This is a genomic window from Bacillus sp. NPDC077027, assembly GCF_050269555.1.
Classification (GTDB): Bacteria; Bacillota; Bacilli; order Bacillales; family Bacillaceae; genus Bacillus.
Genome location: NZ_JBNNIO010000003.1, coordinates 454,986 through 473,382 on the forward strand (window position 1 = coordinate 454,986; position 18,397 = coordinate 473,382).

Sequence of the window (18,397 nt, forward strand, 5' to 3'; positions counted from 1 at the left end):
GTGAGTCCATTTGTTAAATCATGAGCAACTCATATCAATTCGTCGAGATTTGCATCAAATCCCTGAACTTGGCTTTCAGGAATTTAAAACACAAGCTTATCTCTTAAAGCACCTTGAAGCTTATTCAGGTAACCGAATTGAAATTGAAAAATGGCGAACAGGCCTTTTTGTAAAAGTGAATGGAACAAGCCCATCCCGTATATTTGCTTATCGCGCTGATATGGATGGATTGTCTATTCCAGAAAAAACAGGATACCCATTTTCATCAGTCCATGAAGGGCAGATGCATGCATGTGGACATGATCTTCATATGACGATTGCACTCGGTGTCATTGATTATTTCGTACACAATCCAATCAAAGAGGATCTACTGTTTTTATTCCAACCAGCTGAAGAAGGCCCCGGTGGTGCTGAACCTATGCTTCAAAGTGATGTCCTAAAGAAATGGACACCCGAGTTTATCACAGCCTTACACATTGCCCCGGAACACCCCGTTGGAACGATTGCGACTAAATCAGGCCTTTTATTTGCGAATACAAGTGAATTAATCATTGATTTAGAAGGAAAGGGAGGACATGCCGCCTACCCTCATTTAGCAAATGATATGGTGGTTGCAGCGAGTAGTCTTGTTGGACAGTTGCAATCTGTCATTTCTAGAAATGTAGATCCTTTAGATAGTGCGGTTATCACAGTAGGAACCATCACTGGAGGCACTGCACAAAACATTATTGCACAACATGCTCGGCTAGATGGAACCATTCGTACGTTGTCATCCGCATCAATGGACAAAGTAAGAAAACGGATCGAAGCGCTTGCAAAAGGAATTGAAGTTGGCTATGAATGTCAAGTTACGGTTCGTTATCCATCGTCGTACTATCAGGTGGATAATTCTAAAGTGCTGACAGAAGAGTTTATGTCCTTTGTGACGGGCCAGGGACTCGCGGAAGTGATTGAGTGTAAAGAAGCGATGACAGGCGAGGATTTTGGCTACATGCTGAAGAAGTATCCTGGGTTTATGTTCTGGCTTGGGGTGGATTCTGAGAATGGATTACATCATGCCAAGTTAACACCTGACGAACGTGCCATTGAAACAGCCGTTAACGTGATGACTGCCTATTTTAAAAAGCGATCAGGCGAGTGAATAATCAAGTCTGCACCTGAGCACCTTATGAATAGGAGGTGTTCTTGATTATGACAAGAATCGGTGTAGAGCCATCATTATCAGATGTTGAAGAGCTACTTAAGCAAAAAGGCTATGAAGTTGTGAGGATTCAAAATGAACAGCACATGGAAGATTGTGACTGCTATGTAGTGACAGGTCAGGATTCAAATGTTCTTGGAATCTCAGATACAGTAACAAAGGCATCAGTGATTAAGGCATCTGGCATGACAGCAGATGAAATTTGCCAAGAAGTAGAGCAACGTGTTCATTAAGATGAGAAAAACCGGGTGTAACCCCGGTTTTTCTTATGCCAATCCTTTTTGCTGGTCGAGAAAATTTGTGGAGTATTCGCTCTTACGTCATTACAACCCACCTGCAACAACATGATCATATGATCGACATTGTCATCTGGAGATAGTTCAATGTCGACAAGTGATTGCATCGTACCTCTTGAATGATTGCTCACATTCAATATACTTCGGATTGGAATAAAATGAAGCGTTCCGTCAAAGCTTCGCAATTGTGTTGTGCGAAGTCCAATTTGTTCAACGATGCCATCAAAACCTGCTACCGTAATATATTCACCGACACCAAATTGTTTTTCAAGCAAGATAAAAAAACCTGTGACAATATCGCTAACAAGTCCTTGTGCGCCAAATCCAATCGCAAGTCCTACCACGCCAGCACCTGCGAGTAATGCAGTTGGGTTATAATGGGATAAGTCGAGTATCATCACAACCAGTATAAAAATTAATGCATAGGCGAAGATGTTAAGCGTAAGGCTTTGAAGGGTTTGAGCCCTAGCTAAAGAGACTTCGTGTTTTGAAGAAAATTTTCCATATGCGCGCTTAATCATCCGGTTACCAATGGCTCTATCCACAAAATAAATCATAAAAATGACAAGTAGTTTGAATAGAATCAAACTGGCAGTCATGAATAGTGAAAACCAATCAATTTGCTGAACTGCCTTCATCTTTTTCAAAATCCTATCTATGTACATCTATGAAATGGAAAGCTAATCATTTGTTCCCGTATGCCAGTCATGTTAAACTTTTCATAGATAAGCTCTACATGAACTATAGGTGTTAATTAAATTTATTATTAATTAATATTGACTAAAAACACCTAAAGTATTATAATTGTATTTGTGAAGTTATTAACTAAATGAGAATTTCATCATTGAATTCTCACTTTGGATACAGCTAAAAAGACTGTATACTTATACTATTTTTATTATGGAGGGATTTACATATGGCAGAGCGTTTTGTAGGAAAACAAGCTCCACGTTTTGAAATGGAAGCAGTACTTTCAAACAAAGAGTTTGGTAAAGTAAGTTTAGAGGAAAACATTAAAAATGATAAATGGACAGTGCTTTTCTTCTACCCAATGGATTTCACATTTGTTTGCCCTACTGAAATTACAGCGATCAGTGATCGTTACGATGAATTTGAAGATCTTGATGCAGAAGTGATTGGAGTATCTACAGATACAATCCATACTCACCTTGCGTGGATCAACACAGATCGCAAAGAGAATGGTCTTGGTGAATTAAGATACCCATTAGCTGCAGATACGAACCATGCTGTATCTAGAGACTATGGTGTCCTAATTGAAGAAGAAGGGATTGCACTTCGTGGATTGTTTATTATCAACCCAGAAGGCGAACTTCAATATCAAACAGTATTCCACAACAATATCGGTCGTGATGTAGATGAGACATTGCGTGTTCTTCAAGCATTACAAACTGGTGGACTTTGCCCAGCAAACTGGAAGCCTGGTCAAAAAACACTTTAATTTATAGCTGAGGAAACAAAAAGGTCTAACAATCGTTAGACCTTTTTGTCTCTAAACATCAAACTTGTATGGAGGCGGATCGTGATGAAATTGCGTCAACCAATGCCAGAACTAACTGGTGCAAAAGAATGGTTAAATGGAGAAGTTTCAAAAGATGAACTAATTGGTGATAAACCAACATTGGTTCATTTCTGGTCAATTAGCTGTCATCTTTGTAAAGAGGCAATGCCTCAAGTCAATCAATTTCGTGATCAATATCAAGATCAACTAAATGTGGTGGCAGTGCATATGCCTCGTTCAGAAGATGATCTTGATTTAGATAAAATAAAAGAGGTTGCTGCAGAACATGAAATTACACAACCGATTTTTGTAGATAGTGACCATAAATTAACAGAAGTGTTTGAAAATGAATATGTACCAGCATATTATGTTTTTGATAAAACAGGCGTTCTTCGTCACTTCCAAGCTGGCGGAAGTGGAATGAAAATGCTTGAAAAACGTGTCAATCGCGTCCTGTCTGAATCTGAGAAAGCAGCAGAATAGATCACGTCCCCCAAAAAAATTGGGGGTTTTTTGTTGAACAAAATGAGGAGTCATATTCATCTCTTATGTTTTTTGGTAAGATCAATTTTTCAACATTATAGAAAAAAGGGTCTGTTATAAAAAAAAATCCTTTATTAAAAAGGAGTTATGACCTATTTACATTTTAAATTTGAAATGTTCATGTAAAATTTTTAACTTTTTACTGTCTGGAACGTTTTTTCACAAAAGGAATTTCCTTTTGGTAATTTTCTTTATAAATCAAGTAGTTTCAGAATTTAATCAAGTTTTTTACAATTTTTGAAAGGCCAGAAAAAGCCTTTAATGACAGTGAAATGGTTCGCCTTTTGTTCAAATAGGCAAAATTTTAGTTGAAAATACCTATCTGTTAGCAAACTGTAAAATGATAAAAAAATAGTTGATAAAATTAGTTTTCTAATCTAATATTTACTATAGAATATTTTTTATATGATGAGGGGGAAAACAATTGTTTAATGAGAGGGAAGCGTTACGTTTACGATTGGAGCAACTAAATGAAGCAGAAGTGAAGGTCATTCGTGAATATCAAATTGAACGTGATACCATTTATGCTAAATTAAGGGAATTAGATCGTCAGGGAACTGGCCTGACAACAGATACAAAAAAAGAGATCCGTCCAGAAAGAAAAACGGATTCACTACCTGTTTTAGCAGAGCTTGCTGCACAGGAAATTAGAAGCTACCAACCTCAATCACAATCAAGCATTAGTTCATCTTCATTAGGAACAGGTCAACTTCAAAATGGAGTACCAGTAGGTATCCCTGAAGGTACTGGAAGACGAAGAAGAGGAACGGCACGTCCAGGTTCTAAGGCGGCTAAACTTCGTGAAGCTGCAATTAAAACATTAAAACGCCATAATGCGGCGATTAAAAGCTCTGAACTTCAAAAGGAAATTGAAAAAGAGAGCGGGCTTGAAATTCCAAATATGACAACATTCATGCAAAGCTTAATCAAAATGTATCCTGAAGTGAAAAAGCCATATCGCGGACAATACATTTTGGAAGGCGAAATTCAAACAGATGAAGGATAAAAAAGAAACTGCTTGGCTTTAGGCCAGCAGTTTTTTCTTATTTCATTAGTCGCTTATTTTCTTTTTTCTGCTCAATTGTATATAAAATGCGTCGTTCATTGGTTGTTTCGTTATGTTGCTGCTTAAACCCATCAATTTTGACTGTCATTGCTTCACTATTCTGCTGTACTGCATCTAAGTGGATCTGGAGGTTTTGAACTTGTTCTTTTAACGTTTCAAGAATGGGTGCGATCTGTTCTGTTGATTGAATGACATGATCTTGGACAAGGGCGTGTTCATCTAACTGATTTGACCTGTCAATATCGGCAAAATGTGAAGCAATCCAATCATCACTTTCGTTCAGCTGTCTTTTATATGCTGCCAGCGTTTCATGAAAAATGATTTCTTTCGATTTTTCGATGTGTAGTAGCCTTTCTTGTGTTTCGTAAAAGCGTTGTTGAAGGGTCTTAACTCCTGACTGCATCACATCAAGTGTAGCGTTTTTCTCAGATAAGTCTTTTTGGAGACGATCAATGACAGCTGCGAGCGTTTTCCCTTTTTTTTCTTCTTTCGTAAGCTGTCCTTCTTTATCTTGCATTTGCTCTTTTAATTGGTTTGAAAGCTCTTGGTATTTCACAACCTTCAAGTGTAGCTTATGTTTTTCTTCTGTTTCTTTTACTCTTCGATACGTTTCTTTTTGTAGCAGCTCATGTAGAAGAACGATTTTATGTAGCAATTCTGTTTTGCTATATGAGAGCTCTTTTACTTTTGAGGTCACTTCGTTTTTGAGGATGGTCATTTCATCCAATTGGTGTTTTAATTTAGAGACATCCTTTTTCATGTCACTATATTCTTTAGAAAGCTTCATGTTTTTTTGATAAGTGTAATTTGACTGTAAGTCAGAAAACATTTTTTGATACTTAGCAGCTTCAGCTTTTAAGTATAAATTTTCTTGAGAGACATCATGGAATAGTGGAGAAGCGTTTCGTTTATTCATAGGTCACCCTCCTTATTCATGTTAACAATACAATATGCAAAAATAAGATGAATAGAACAACCTTGATCGGAAGGAATGATTCGATGAAGATATTACATGTAATCTTAGCTGGTGGACAGTCTAGGCGTTTTGGAGAGTTAAAAGCAAGCTATCGATACAAAGGTCGTCCATTATATCAGTTAGTGAAAGAACAGTTGCCAAATGAGGATTTGATGATCATTAGTCATCCAGATTTGGTATCCTTTTTTCAAGAAGAAGGAGAGAAAGAGGTTTTCTTAGATATAGAAGATGTACGTGGGAAGGGTCCGCTTGCCGGCATATATACAGCCATGCAAACGAAAAAAGCGGAGTGGTACATGGTGGTTGCTTGTGATATGCCATTTATCCAAGGGTTAACTGTAGAACGGCTCAAGGCTTACTGTGATGAAACCTTTGACGCGATTGTGCCTAACATTCATGGCAGACTCCAGCCGCTATTTTCCATCTACCACAGACGTTCGCTTTTAGCGATAGAACAATCATTTAAAAAAAACCAATTATCAATGAAGGACTTCTTTAATCACTTACATGTACGCTATGTGACAGAGAAAGACATAAATGCATCAGAGAATGAATTTAAAAATATCAATGAAAGGCGTGATTTACACACTTAACTGTATGATATGATACATAAAAAAGATTGGGAGAGAACAAACATTGCAAGAGCGCTATTCAAGACAAATACTCTTTCCTCCAATAGGTAATCAAGGACAAAGAAAATTAAACAACAGCCACGTTCTGGTCGTAGGCGCTGGTGCACTTGGAACAGCTTCAGCAGAAGGGTTTGTGCGTGCTGGGGTAGGTACGATTACAATTGTGGATCGAGATTATGTGGAATTTTCAAACCTGCAACGCCAGCAACTTTATACCGAAAATGATGCAAATGAGCGTCTGCCAAAAGCAGAAGCAGCCAAAAGGCGGTTACAAGAAATCAATCACGGAGTCAGTATTCATGCATTGATTGAAGATGCAGGAGTCGATTTGCTCAGACCATTGTTTCAACAAGCGGATATTGTCATTGATGCAACTGACAATTTTGATACAAGAATGGTCATGAACGATTTATCTCAGGAGACAAACACGCCTTGGATTTATGGAGCCTGCGTGAGCAGTCAGGGAATGTACATGGTGATCTTACCGAATGAGACGGCATGTCTTACTTGCTTATTTGAAGAAATACCAGTTGGTGGAGCGACTTGTGATACAGCAGGTATTATTGCACCAGCTGTACAAATGGTTGCTGCTTATCAACAGGCAGAGGCATTAAAATACTTAACTGGGCACAAGGAGCAGATAGAACGTTCTTTTGTCACATTTGATTTATGGCAGTCCTCTTTCTTTAAAATGGATCTTTCCATGATTCAAAATCAGGAATGTCCATCCTGCGGAAATGAAAGGGTGTATCCTTATTTACAGGAACAAAGAAAAAGGACGGCGGTTCTTTGCGGCAGAGATACGGTTCAAGTGATCTCAAAGGATTTAGCAAACATTCCATTTACTGAAATCAAAACGCAACTATCTTCTGTTTGTGAAATTGAAGCCAATGATTTTTTAATTCATGTTCATTATGAGGGGTTTCGTATTGTTCTTTTTCAAGGTGGACGAGCAATGGTCCATGGAACGAATGATCAAATGAAAGCTCATTCTCTTTTAGCAAGATTACTTGGTATATAGGAGGTAGGTCATGGTTGAAAAAAGACAGCCACTTCCCGTTGAAGAGGCAATTCAAAAGGTCAATCTCTATCAAAAAAAAGGGGAAGTAGAATGGGTGCCCTTAAAGGAGAGCTTACATCGATATTTAGCAGAGGATGTGCTGGCAGATCATGATGTGCCTGGATTTGATCGTTCTCCATATGATGGTTATGCTTTACGTGCGGAGGATACACAAGACGCATCAAGTGACCATCCGATTGAATTTGAGGTGATTGATCATATTGGTGCAGGTCTTGTTTCAATGAAAAAAATTGATCCTTATCAAGCTGTGCGAATTATGACAGGTGCGATGATTCCAAAAGGTGCAGATGTCGTCATCATGCTAGAATTGACAAAAACATTTGAACGAGCTGGTAAAGCTTATATGACTTTAAAGAGGCCTCTCCGAAAAGGGGATAACATCTCACGAAAAGGGGAAGAAACGAAAAAAGGTAGCTTGATGGTTAAAAAAGGAACAAAGGTGACTTCAGGTGTCATCGCATTATTAGCGACGTTTGGATATGCAATTGTACCAGTTGTTAGAAAGCCAGTCATCGGCATCATTTCAACGGGAACAGAACTCCTTCAAGTAAGTGATGCGTTAGTTGATGGGAAAATTCGAAATAGCAATTTAAACATGGTATTTGCCCAAATTCAAGAAGCAGGTGGTGAGCCACTTGATTTGGGCGGTGTTTCCGATGACTTTGAAACGAGTTATGAAGCTGTCAAAGCAGCTGTTAGCAAAGTAGACTTTCTCATTACGACAGGTGGAGTATCTGTCGGAGATTTCGATTATTTGCCGGCAATCTATCAAAAGCTTGGTGCGAAGGTATTATTTAATAAAGTGGCAATGAGACCAGGTAGTGTAACAACTGTGGCTGTGCAGAGCGATCAAAAGCTATTGTTTGGGTTATCTGGAAATCCAGCTGCCTGTTTTGTGGGATTTGAGCTTTTCGTGAAGCCAATCATTGCTTCATGGTGTTTAAAAGAAAAACCATATGCACTTTTTGCTGAAGCAGTGCTAACAGATGATTTTCCGAAACCCAATCCATTTACTCGCTTTGTAAGAGCTGAGACTCGTTTTGCTAGAAGTCAGCTTGAAGTCACCCCAACAGGACTGGATAAATCAAGTGCTGTCACTTCAATTGCTGAAGCCGATAGTTTCATCGTACTTCCAGGAGGTACAAGGGGATTTAAAACAGGTGATAAGGTGAACGTATTATTGTTTAAGGAAGAAAACGGAAGTGAAGATCCGTGGATTAATATATGAATATTTTACAAATTGTGGGTTATCAAAATAGCGGAAAAACGACTTTTATCGAAAAAATATGTAAACGGGCTGATCAAAATGAGCTGAAGTTTGGCTGTCTAAAACATCATGGACATGGCGGAAAACCAGACCGTATGACAAAAGAGAAAGACTCAGATCGATATCTAGATGCTGGTGCGCTTGTTGCCGGTGTTGAGGGCGAGGGAGAGTTTCACTTGATGGTCAATCATATGTCGATGGATTCTATTTTAATTTTATTGAAGCATCTTCCGATAGATGGAATTTTGATTGAAGGCTATAAACAAGCGCAATACCCTAAGATAATTTGTGCTAGGAATGAGCAAGAGCTAAAAGAACTGGCTGCCCTTTCAAATGTGCAAGCAGCCATTTATTTATCAGATTACTTGAGTACAAAAAATGAATATCCGTTTCCTGTTTTTTCAGCATATGAAGAGCAAGGTGTGGTATTTGCTTTAAACTTACTTAAGGAGGCTAAAGCATGAATGAGTTGTTTAAAATAACAGATCAGCCAATCGATGTGAATCAACTGATTGATCATGTCCAAAGACGAGAAGCTGGTGCCATCACAACCTTCGTTGGTACAGTGAGGGAATGGACAAACGGTAAGAAAACATTACGATTAGAATATGAAGCGTATCCGCCGATGGCCGAAAAGATGCTAAAGCAAATCGGCAAGGAAATTCAAGAAAAGTGGTCAAATACAGTCGTAGCAATAGTCCATCGAATTGGTATACTCGATATAACAGATGCAGCAGTTGCTATTGCTGTATCATCTCCTCACCGGAAGGCGGCCTATGAAGCCAATGAGTATGCAATTGAACGAATCAAACAAATTGTACCAATTTGGAAAAAAGAATATTGGGAAGATGGGGAGGCGTGGATTGGTGATCAGCTTGAAACGATATCTTATCCGGATGGAAAACCAAAAGCTCACCATTTAAATCGGAAAGGAGAGGTGCATTTTGATTAAGGTATTATTGTTTGCCGGACTTGCTGAAAAGGCCGGCAAACAATACATGGTCATAAATAAAGAAAAAACAACGATAGATGATATTAAAATAGAATTACAGGAGGTGTATGGTGTTGATACTGCAAAAAAAGTGATGATTGCAGTCAACGAAGTTTATACGAGGGACAATGTCGAAGTGTTTAGCGGGGACACTGTTGCATTCATTCCTCCTGTAAGTGGTGGATAAAATAGGTTAGAGGGATTGGTTATGGCACATTGGCTGTAACCAATTTTTTAAGTGTGAAAAGTTTGCAGAGGTGGTTGAGTGTGATCTTCATAAATGAAACAACCTCTTCGTGCTTTTAAAATGTGAGGGTCGAGCTGTTGAATCAGATCGTATAATTCGCTAATACGCCTTACATTAAAGTCTGTTCGTGCTTGAAGTTGTTCCTTCAATTCCTTCGTACTGACGATACTTCCTTTCTTTTCTTTAATAATGTCAACACATCTTGCTGCATAGAATACTTTGTCAGTTGAAGGTTTACTTTCCTTCATATCGAGCAGTTTTAATTCATGATAGACCACTTCTCGTTCCTTTCGAAAGTATTGCCATGCTTCTTGTTCCTTTTGATAAAGTAAGATTAATTGCTTTTTTAATTGTTCTCTTAACATTCACTTGACTCCATTTCCACTATCATTTACCCTACCTCTATTTTACATTATATGAAAAAATAACTTTCAATCAAGCAAAATCCCTTTTTTTTTAATTTTTTAATATGAAAGTATTGATACTAAAGTCTTAGTTGTTCTGTAAAAGAAACATATGGTAGTCCTAAAATGGCAGGAGTAGCATGAATAACAGGCTTTTTTTAATAAAAAATTGTTGTATCTTAAGAAAGTGCGTTTTTTTATGGAAAAGGGTATTTATTCCGTATAACAATCTATTTCATTTGAAAAAAAGTTTTTTACACTTCGATAAAGCAACTTTCTATACTGTTTTGACGTAATTGAAGAGCTTAAATCAACAATTTGTGTTAAAAAAAGGGATTATAGGATGGTCATTCTAAAACAACGAACAGGAAAATAAAATTAGAAATAACTAAACTGGCAATCTTTTGATAAAATAGAAGAATGGTTAACATTCATGAAACATATTGATTCGTCATTCGTAATGTTTACAAATAAATAGATATAAGGGGGAGTACAAAAATTGAATGAAAAGACAAGTTTGAAGCCTTCCATTTGGGGGATTTTCACCAACCCAACAGAGCATCTCAGACGGGTGCGTCAGTTTCCGTTGATATGGCTACCACTACTATTTGTGCTTGTTTTAACTTTGATTGATGCTTATCTACTTCCAAAACAAATGATAACAGGTGACATGACAGCTCTTAGGGAGATTGATCTGCCTCTAGCGTTGATCACTGCATTTTTAGGCACGCTACTTGCAACAACAATTGCCGCAGGGATTTATAAGTTCATCGTTTTTTTAGCAAAGGGCGATGCAACGTTTAAGCAGCTTTTTTCTGGAGTTTTACTTATTTTACCAATTAACATCGTTGGCACAATAATTCAAAAGCTGGCCATTACCTTATTTGATCTAAAGAAAGATGTGGTCGTAACATCACTAAATGCTGTCATTCGCCTCCCCGAAGAATGGCATGCTGTCTTATCAAATGTAGATATCTTTACCATTTGGAGTTATATTTTAACAGCCATTCTGTTTATGCAAGTGGGACATATGTCCAAAAAAGCTTCTTGGATTACGGTTGGTATTTTCTATCTACTTTTGATCGTCTTTACATACATAGGTGCTACGATTCTTATTACAGTGAAGCAATGGGGGGCTTAAAAGTTGATGAAAAAAATCATCATTGGTGCGATTGTGATTATTGCAATTGGTCTTTTTATTGGATTTAATATCGCAAAGAATCAACAGCGAACTGTCTCAACTGTTGAACTGAAAACAGTGCAGCTAGCGGAAAAGGAAATCAGATCAACTGTGATGACTCCTGGCACGCTCACCTTTTCTGAGGAACAATATGTGTTCTTTGAAGAAAATAAAGGTTCCATAAAGAACATTGAAGTAAAAGAAGGGGACAAAGTAGAACCTGGTTCTGCATTACTTACATACGAGAACAAGGAGCTTCAGCTAGAGAAGGAGCAGCAAGCCTTGGCTATCGAATCAAGTCAATTAAAGATCGAGCAATTACGCGAACAACTGAATGAAAAAAAGGATGGCTCCTCAGATGAACCGGAGCTAACATCAGCTAATCGAAACCAGCTTGAAATGGAACTGAAAGCGGCTGAATTGGAGAAAAAACAGGCAGAACTAAATCGACAAAAAGTACAAGATCAAATTGATGATCTCACCATTTATAGTGAATTGAAAGGCACAATTATTTCAATTCATCATGAGGCCACTACTGCGAATAAATCAGATATTCAGCAGCCGGTCATTCATATCGGAAATGAGAAAAAAATGGTGGTACGTGGCGTTTTATCTGAATATGACACTTTAAAGGTAAAGAAGAAACAAAAAGTGAAAATTACATCTGATGTGATCCGTGGCAAGAGCTGGGAAGGGGTTGTCAAACAAGTCGGTCTTGTTCCTGACAATCCTTCTACAGAGAATACAAGTGCGGAGCAGACTGTGCAGTATCCGGTTGAAATTGAGATAAAAGGAAAAAAACCAGAAGGTAAACCGGGTTTTAAAATGATTATGGAGATTGAAACAGATAAACGAAAGGCACTTACATTACCGGATTTAGCTGTGAAAAAAGAAGATGACCATCATTACGTTTATGTTATACAAAAAAATAAGCTAAAAAAGATTCAGGTGGAACTAGGTGAGACAACAGGAAATCAACTTGAAGTAAAAAAAGGCCTCACAACGACTGATCAGATTATAGCGAATCCATCTGAAGACATGCATGATGGAATGGAAGTGAATGCTCAATGATTCAGCTTTCAACGGTCAAAAAGAGCTATCAAGTCGGCAATGAAACATTTGATGTATTAAAAGAGATAAATCTCTCTATAGAAGATGGAGAGTATGTGTCAATTATGGGGCCTTCAGGCTCTGGGAAATCGACCTTAATGAATATCATTGGGTGTCTTGATCGCCCAACGACTGGACAATATTTGTTTCATGGAGAAGACCTGTCAGTCTGTAAAGATCAAGAGCTTGCGGCAATCCGTAACCAATCAATTGGTTTTGTTTTTCAGCAATTTCAATTACTGCCGCGGTTGAATGCCAGACGCAATGTGGAGCTTCCGATGATTTATTCTGGCATCGGTCTAAAAGAAAGAAAAGAGCGAGCAGAGCACGCGCTTGAAAAAGTGGGGTTGGCAGATCGGATGCGTCATATGCCGAGTGAACTGTCAGGTGGTCAAAAGCAGCGAGTGGCAATTGCACGAGCCATTGTCAACGAGCCTAAGCTCATTTTAGCAGATGAACCAACGGGAGCTCTGGATTCAACAACGAGCACCTCGATCATGGAACAATTTACACGGCTAAATGAAGAAGGAACGACAGTGGTGCTTGTGACACATGAAGAGGAAATATCAGTTTACACAAACCGGACAATCATTGTCAGAGACGGTCAAATTGTTCAAGAAAGAATGAAGCAAGGAGGCGCAGGGAATGAGTCTATTTGAAAATATAAAAATGGCGCTCAACTCTGTGCTTGCTCATAAATTGAGATCGATTTTAACCATGCTTGGCATCATCATTGGTGTAGGTTCAGTTATTGCAGTTGTCGCTATTGGGCAGGGTGGTGAACAAATGCTAAAGGAATCCATCTCAGGACCAAACAATACGATTGATGTGACATATATGCCCTCTGATGAAGAGCTAAGTGCAAATCCCAATGCATATTTTGATGCACGTTTTACAGAAGAAGACATTCAATTGGTCAAAACACTAAGTGGTGTAAAACGAGTAGCTTCATCATCAACTCAAGGGATGCAGGTGAGATTACAGGATACAACAATTGATACAACAGTCAATGGAATCAATGAAGGATATACGAATGTTCATTCTCTTCAAATCGCTGAAGGACGAGACTTCAAAGAAACTGATTTTATCAGTGGTAGACGAGCGGCGATCATTTCAGCTGATCTTGCCAAAGAGCTCTTAAATGGAGAAAAAATCATTGGTGAAATTGTTTGGATTAACGGGCAACCAATTGAAATAATTGGGGTCCTAGAAAAACAAGCAGGTCTTCTGTCATTTGATATGAACGACATGTATGTACCATTTTCTATGCTGACATCTTCTTTTGGAATCAATGAATACGATAAATTATCCATTCAAGTAGCACATACAGACCAAATGAAAGAAGTGGGGAGTAAAGCAGCTATGCTGATCAATGAAAATCATCATACAGAAGATTCCTACGAGGTGATTAACATGGAGGAAATAGTCGCTGGAATTGGCCAAATCACCTCGGTGATGACGACGATTATCAGTTCTATTGCTGGGATATCTCTTCTTGTAGGCGGAATAGGTGTAATGAACATCATGCTTGTTTCAGTGACAGAACGAACAAGAGAGATCGGTATTAGAAAGGCACTCGGTGCGACAAGATCACAAATTCTCATACAATTTTTAATTGAATCCGTTGTACTGACATTAATAGGAGGTTTGATCGGAATTGCACTAGGCTTTGGAGGCGCCTCGCTTGTCTCACTGATTGCTGGATGGCCTTCACTTGTATCGTGGCAGGTTGTTTGTGGCGGTGTATTATTTAGTATGATCATTGGTATTGTATTTGGTTTAATCCCTGCAAACAAAGCAGCAAGGCTCGATCCAATTGCCTCTCTTCGATATGAATAAACCAAAAAAGTTCTTGTGCCACTTGGCATGAGGACTTTTTTTGATCCTTTTTTAGAACATTAGAATGAAATAAGAAATGATAGAAATGCTAATACCATCACATAAATCTCAATGTCACATATTTTTCAGTTTACAAATGGTACATATAAAGGTAAGATGACCATTGTGAAAGATTTTGATAGTTATTGGATGTATTTGATTGTTTTATATTGATAATGATGAAAAAACCGATTACAATAAAGATGCGCACAGAATGAATGCGTTTTCAATAGGGGGTGTTTTCAATGTTAACGCCGGAAAGACATCAATTAATTATCGATTACTTGGAAGAACAGGATGTCGTCAAAATACAGGACTTAACGAGTATGACAGATGCCTCTGAATCTACAATCAGAAGAGATTTGTCTGCCCTTGAAGAAAAAGGTTTTCTGAAAAGAGTTCATGGAGGAGCAGCAAAAATTTCAAGTATTCGCCTTGAACCTGACGTTTATGAAAAATCAGCCAAAAACCTTCACGAAAAGTCAGCCATTGCCAAAGAAGCAGTATCACTCTTAAAACAAGGCGACTGTATTTATTTAGATGCGGGTACGACCACACAGCAAATGATAGAGTATCTTGATCCGGATCAAGATATCGTCGTCGTCACAAATGGCGTGATGCACATTGAAGCACTCTTGAGAAAAGGGATTTCTTTTTACCTGATAGGCGGATCAGTGAAGCATAGAACAGGAGCAATGGTTGGAGCAGCAGCATTGACAGCGATGGACAACTATCGATTTGACAAAAGTTTTGTTGGAACGAATGGAATTCATCCTGAGGCTGGTTTTACAACGCCCGATCCAGAGGAAGCGCTCATCAAAAAAAAGGCAATGAAGCAGGCGAAAAAAACGTATATCTTATCAGATGCTTCAAAATTTGGAGAAATATCGTTTTCAGCCTTTGCTAGTGTACAAGACGCGGTCATTATCACAAACGACTTAGCAGAAGATGCATTCGATAATTACCATGAAAAAACGGTCATAAAGGTAGTGAAAACATGATTTACACAGTCACCCTAAATCCATCTGTTGATTATATCGTACATGTTGAGGACTTTGCTGTCGGCGCTTTGAACCGCTCGACCTATGACAAAAAATACCCAGGTGGTAAAGGCATCAATGTCTCAAGGCTTTTAAATCGTCATGGTGTCGAATCGAAAGCGCTCGGATTTATTGGCGGATTTACAGGGAAATATATTCAAGATTTCTTACAAAATGAACAATTACAAACTGCCTTTCATGAGGTAGCAGAAGATACTAGAATTAACGTGAAATTGAAAACAGGTGAAGAAACTGAAATCAATGGAATGGGTCCAAACATTACTGAAGCACAGTTTGAGGCGTTTCTTGCTCAATTTGATGCCTTGAATGAAGGAGATATCGTTGTACTAGCAGGAAGTATCCCATCATCAATGCCGCAAAACACGTATGAACGTATCGCATCAGTTTGTCAGAAAAATGGCGGGCATGTTGTTCTTGATATTTCAGGAGAAGCCTTAGAAAAAGCAACAGACATGAAACCATACTTAATGAAACCGAATCATCATGAACTTGGTGACATGTTTCATACATCCATTACATCTGTATCAGAAGCTGTGCCTTATGGGGAAAAGCTGCTTGAACAAGGTGCAGAGCATGTGATTGTGTCGATGGCAGGAGACGGCGCGCTCTTATTTAGCAAAGATGGTATTTTTCAATCAAACGTCCCTAAAGGTAAGCTAGTGAACTCAGTCGGTGCAGGTGATTCAGTTGTGGCAGGATTTTTAGCCGGAATTTCAAAAGGACTATCCATGGAAGAAGCATTTAGACTGGGTGTTACATCAGGAAGTGCTACAGCGTTCTCTGAAGAGCTTGGAACAAAGGAGTTTGTTGAAAAGCTATTGCCAGAAGTGAAAGTCACACGCATTTAAAGGAGGATTCATCATGAAAATCACAGAATTACTGACGAAGCATACAATCAAGCTTGATTTGAGCAGTCAGCAAAAAGAAGCAGTCATCGAAGAGCTTGTCACCGTTTTAGATGGGGCAGGAAAATTAAATGATAAAGAAGGCTACAAAGAAGCAGTCCTCAATCGTGAGAAGCAAAGCTCAACAGGAATTGGTGAAGGGATTGCCATTCCTCATGCCAAAACAACTAGCGTAAAAGAGCCTGCTATTGCATTTGGACGATCTAAATCAGGTGTTGACTATGAATCATTAGACGGTCAACCAAGTCATCTTGTGTTTATGATTGCTGCGACAGAAGGAGCGAACAATACACACCTTGAAGCGCTTTCTCGTCTGTCCACACTCTTGATGCGTGAAGAAATCAGAAAACAACTCCTTGAAGCGCAATCAGAAGAGGAAGTTATCGAGATTATTAATGCACATGATCAAGATGATGATGAGGAAGAAGAGCAAGCAGAAGAAGCATCTTTTGAAGGATCAAAAGGCAAGATTTTAGCTGTCACTGCATGTCCAACAGGAATTGCTCATACATTTATGGCAGCAGATGCACTCAAAGAAAAGGCTAAAGAGCTTGGCGTTGACATTAAAGTAGAAACAAATGGTTCAGGTGGTATTAAGCATGCATTAACAGCTAAGGAAATTGAAGAGGCACCTGCGATCATTGTTGCTGCTGACAAGCAGGTTGAAATGGAACGCTTTAAGGGCAAGCATGTCATCGAAGTCCCTGTAACAGCTGGTATTCGTCGTCCACAAGAGCTCATAGAAAAAGCACTTAATCAAGATGCACCAATCTATAAGGGTGCTGGTGGTGCAGTAAGTGACAAACAAGAATCTACAAGCGGTGGAAGAAGTAGCTTTTACAAGCATTTAATGAGCGGTGTCAGCAACATGCTACCATTTGTTGTTGGTGGCGGGATCTTAGTGGCCATTTCGTTTTTCTGGGGAATTAATTCAGCTAATCCAAAAGACCCTTCATTTAACGAATTTGCAGCTGTACTAAAAAGTATCGGTGGAGATAATGCATTAGCTTTAATTGTAGCGGTATTAGCTGGGTTTATTGCAATGAGTATTGCAGATCGTCCTGGTTTTGCACCGGGTGTAGTTGGTGGATTTATGGCATCCTCTGCAGGTGCTGGATTCTTAGGTGGTTTAATTGCTGGTTTCTTAGCGGGTTATATCGTCGTTCTATTGAAAAAAGCATTTACGTTTATTCCTCAAGCATTAGATGGAATTAAGCCTGTACTATTGTATCCATTGTTTGGGATTTTCTTTACAGGGATCATTATGCATTACGTGGTTAACACACCTGTAAAATATATTATGGATGGTTTAACGAATTGGCTGGAAACACTTGGAACTGGGAACCTTGTTTTAATGGGGATCATTCTAGCCGGAATGATGGCAATTGATATGGGCGGACCAATCAATAAAGCGGCATACACATTTGGTCTTGCGATGATTGCTGCAGGTAACTTTGCACCTCACGCAGCCATTATGGCAGGGGGGATGGTTCCTCCACTTGGTATTGCACTTGCGACAACCATTTTTAGAAACAAATTTACAAAGCGTGATCGTGAAGCAGGCATTACATGTTACTTTATGGGGGCGGCATTTATAACTGAAGGTGCCATTCCGTTTGCCGCAGCAGATCCGCTTCGTGTTATCCCTTCCGCAGTTATCGGGGCAGCAGTGGCTGGGGGATTAACTGAATTCTTTAGAGTCACCCTCCCAGCACCTCATGGTGGACTGTTTGTATTTTGGGTGACAAACCATCCGTTACTATATATGATGAGCATCTTAATTGGTGCAGTCGTCACAGCACTACTGTTAGGTATTTTGAAAAAACCTGTTAAACAAGAAGCGTAACATGAAAAGGAGCATCGCAAGAAAGCGATGCTTCTTTTTGTTTAGATTGAAAAAATTAGGAAATTATATCTAATTAGATGGTTGGTTTGTGAATTTTTAAATGACATATGATAAAGTAAAGTTATTGTATAACCGTTTTCAGTCTGACAGAAGAAAGTCTTAGGAGGAAGTAGCATTTTGAAAGAAGAAAACAA

General features: G+C 38.8%; 21 protein-coding genes. 18 read left to right on the top strand and 3 right to left on the bottom strand.

Annotated elements, in window-relative coordinates:
* The first annotated feature begins 10 nt into the window (after positions 1–10).
* Both ACQKEZ_RS12785 and ACQKEZ_RS12790 read left to right on the top strand, forming a co-directional pair.
* Positions 11–1,141: an N-acetyldiaminopimelate deacetylase gene (locus ACQKEZ_RS12785; RefSeq protein ID WP_427301307.1), complete on the top strand. Its 1,131-nt coding sequence runs from the start codon at positions 11–13 to the stop codon at positions 1,139–1,141.
* Positions 1,142–1,191: 50 nt separating this feature from the next.
* Positions 1,192–1,434, top strand: a complete 243-nt coding sequence (locus tag ACQKEZ_RS12790) for a YkuS family protein (RefSeq protein ID WP_427301942.1) — start codon at positions 1,192–1,194, stop codon at positions 1,432–1,434.
* Here ACQKEZ_RS12790 and ACQKEZ_RS12795 read toward each other — a convergent pair.
* A complete protein-coding gene (locus ACQKEZ_RS12795) occupies positions 1,431–2,135 on the bottom strand; it encodes a mechanosensitive ion channel family protein (RefSeq protein WP_427301309.1) in 705 nt (234 codons plus the stop codon). The two genes, ACQKEZ_RS12790 and ACQKEZ_RS12795, sit on opposite strands and share 4 nt — an antisense overlap.
* 278 nt (positions 2,136–2,413) lie before the next feature.
* Between ACQKEZ_RS12795 and ahpA the strand changes: the two genes are divergently transcribed.
* The 3 genes from ahpA to rok all read left to right on the top strand — a co-directional run bounded on the left by ahpA (position 2,414) and on the right by rok (position 4,565).
* Positions 2,414–2,956 (top strand): biofilm-specific peroxidase AhpA, encoded by a 543-nt coding sequence (gene ahpA, locus ACQKEZ_RS12800; protein ID WP_427301310.1) that lies wholly within the window; start codon positions 2,414–2,416, stop codon positions 2,954–2,956.
* Positions 2,957–3,040: 84 nt separating this feature from the next.
* Complete coding sequence (locus ACQKEZ_RS12805; RefSeq protein ID WP_427301944.1) at positions 3,041–3,499, top strand: TlpA family protein disulfide reductase; 459 nt, start codon at positions 3,041–3,043, stop codon at positions 3,497–3,499.
* A gap of 484 nt (positions 3,500–3,983) precedes the next feature.
* The gene (rok, locus tag ACQKEZ_RS12810) at positions 3,984–4,565 is read left to right on the top strand and encodes a transcriptional regulator Rok (RefSeq protein ID WP_427301312.1); all 582 of its coding nucleotides are present in this window, start codon (positions 3,984–3,986) and stop codon (positions 4,563–4,565) included.
* Between the two features lie 37 nt (positions 4,566–4,602).
* Here the strand turns inward: rok and ACQKEZ_RS12815 are convergent, their stop codons facing one another.
* Positions 4,603–5,541 carry a sigmaE regulated sporulation protein gene (locus ACQKEZ_RS12815; RefSeq protein ID WP_427301314.1) on the bottom strand — a complete coding sequence of 313 codons (939 nt, stop codon included), beginning with the start codon at positions 5,539–5,541 and terminating at the stop codon, positions 4,603–4,605.
* Positions 5,542–5,624: 83 nt separating this feature from the next.
* Here ACQKEZ_RS12815 and ACQKEZ_RS12820 point away from each other — a divergent pair, with 83 nt between their 5' ends.
* Genes ACQKEZ_RS12820 through ACQKEZ_RS12845 form a run of 6 tightly spaced genes read left to right on the top strand, consistent with a single transcriptional unit; the run spans position 5,625 to position 9,759 of the window.
* The gene (locus ACQKEZ_RS12820) at positions 5,625–6,194 is read left to right on the top strand and encodes a molybdenum cofactor guanylyltransferase (protein WP_427301316.1); all 570 of its coding nucleotides are present in this window, start codon (positions 5,625–5,627) and stop codon (positions 6,192–6,194) included.
* Between the two features lie 43 nt (positions 6,195–6,237).
* Positions 6,238–7,254 carry a MoeB/ThiF family adenylyltransferase gene (locus ACQKEZ_RS12825; protein WP_427301318.1) on the top strand — a complete coding sequence of 339 codons (1,017 nt, stop codon included), beginning with the start codon at positions 6,238–6,240 and terminating at the stop codon, positions 7,252–7,254.
* A 10-nt stretch (positions 7,255–7,264) separates the two neighbouring features.
* Positions 7,265–8,542: a molybdopterin molybdotransferase MoeA gene (locus ACQKEZ_RS12830; protein WP_427301320.1), complete on the top strand. Its 1,278-nt coding sequence runs from the start codon at positions 7,265–7,267 to the stop codon at positions 8,540–8,542.
* On the top strand, positions 8,539–9,045 hold the full coding sequence (gene mobB / locus ACQKEZ_RS12835) for a molybdopterin-guanine dinucleotide biosynthesis protein B (RefSeq protein WP_427301321.1): 507 nt from the start codon (positions 8,539–8,541) through the stop codon (positions 9,043–9,045). The genes ACQKEZ_RS12830 and mobB overlap by 4 nt, the downstream gene beginning before the upstream one ends.
* Complete coding sequence (locus ACQKEZ_RS12840) at positions 9,042–9,533, top strand: molybdenum cofactor biosynthesis protein MoaE (protein ID WP_427301323.1); 492 nt, start codon at positions 9,042–9,044, stop codon at positions 9,531–9,533. Before mobB ends, ACQKEZ_RS12840 begins: the two co-directional genes overlap by 4 nt.
* Positions 9,526–9,759 (top strand): MoaD/ThiS family protein, encoded by a 234-nt coding sequence (locus tag ACQKEZ_RS12845; RefSeq protein WP_427301325.1) that lies wholly within the window; start codon positions 9,526–9,528, stop codon positions 9,757–9,759. Before ACQKEZ_RS12840 ends, ACQKEZ_RS12845 begins: the two co-directional genes overlap by 8 nt.
* Before the next feature lie 47 nt (positions 9,760–9,806).
* Here ACQKEZ_RS12845 and ACQKEZ_RS12850 read toward each other — a convergent pair whose 3' ends face one another.
* Positions 9,807–10,184, bottom strand: a complete 378-nt coding sequence (locus ACQKEZ_RS12850) for a hypothetical protein (RefSeq protein ID WP_427301327.1) — start codon at positions 10,182–10,184, stop codon at positions 9,807–9,809.
* 538 nt (positions 10,185–10,722) lie between these two features.
* Between ACQKEZ_RS12850 and ACQKEZ_RS12855 the strand changes: the two genes are divergently transcribed.
* The 7 genes from ACQKEZ_RS12855 (at position 10,723) to ACQKEZ_RS12885 (ending at position 18,203) form a co-directional block, all read left to right on the top strand.
* The gene (locus ACQKEZ_RS12855; protein WP_427301329.1) at positions 10,723–11,364 is read left to right on the top strand and encodes a Yip1 family protein; all 642 of its coding nucleotides are present in this window, start codon (positions 10,723–10,725) and stop codon (positions 11,362–11,364) included.
* A 6-nt stretch (positions 11,365–11,370) separates the two neighbouring features.
* Positions 11,371–12,474, top strand: coding sequence for an efflux RND transporter periplasmic adaptor subunit (locus tag ACQKEZ_RS12860; RefSeq protein ID WP_427301945.1), 1,104 nt, complete (start codon positions 11,371–11,373; stop codon positions 12,472–12,474).
* The gene (locus tag ACQKEZ_RS12865) at positions 12,471–13,172 is read left to right on the top strand and encodes an ABC transporter ATP-binding protein (protein WP_427301331.1); all 702 of its coding nucleotides are present in this window, start codon (positions 12,471–12,473) and stop codon (positions 13,170–13,172) included. The genes ACQKEZ_RS12860 and ACQKEZ_RS12865 overlap by 4 nt, the downstream gene beginning before the upstream one ends.
* Positions 13,159–14,352, top strand: a complete 1,194-nt coding sequence (locus tag ACQKEZ_RS12870; RefSeq protein ID WP_427301333.1) for an ABC transporter permease — start codon at positions 13,159–13,161, stop codon at positions 14,350–14,352. Before ACQKEZ_RS12865 ends, ACQKEZ_RS12870 begins: the two co-directional genes overlap by 14 nt.
* Positions 14,353–14,636: 284 nt before the next feature.
* Positions 14,637–15,392, top strand: coding sequence for a DeoR/GlpR family DNA-binding transcription regulator (locus ACQKEZ_RS12875; RefSeq protein ID WP_427301335.1), 756 nt, complete (start codon positions 14,637–14,639; stop codon positions 15,390–15,392).
* Positions 15,389–16,300, top strand: coding sequence for a 1-phosphofructokinase (pfkB, locus tag ACQKEZ_RS12880; protein ID WP_427301337.1), 912 nt, complete (start codon positions 15,389–15,391; stop codon positions 16,298–16,300). The genes ACQKEZ_RS12875 and pfkB overlap by 4 nt, the downstream gene beginning before the upstream one ends.
* A 13-nt stretch (positions 16,301–16,313) precedes the next feature.
* On the top strand, positions 16,314–18,203 hold the full coding sequence (locus tag ACQKEZ_RS12885) for a PTS fructose transporter subunit IIABC (protein WP_427301338.1): 1,890 nt from the start codon (positions 16,314–16,316) through the stop codon (positions 18,201–18,203).
* Positions 18,204–18,397 lie beyond the last annotated feature (194 nt).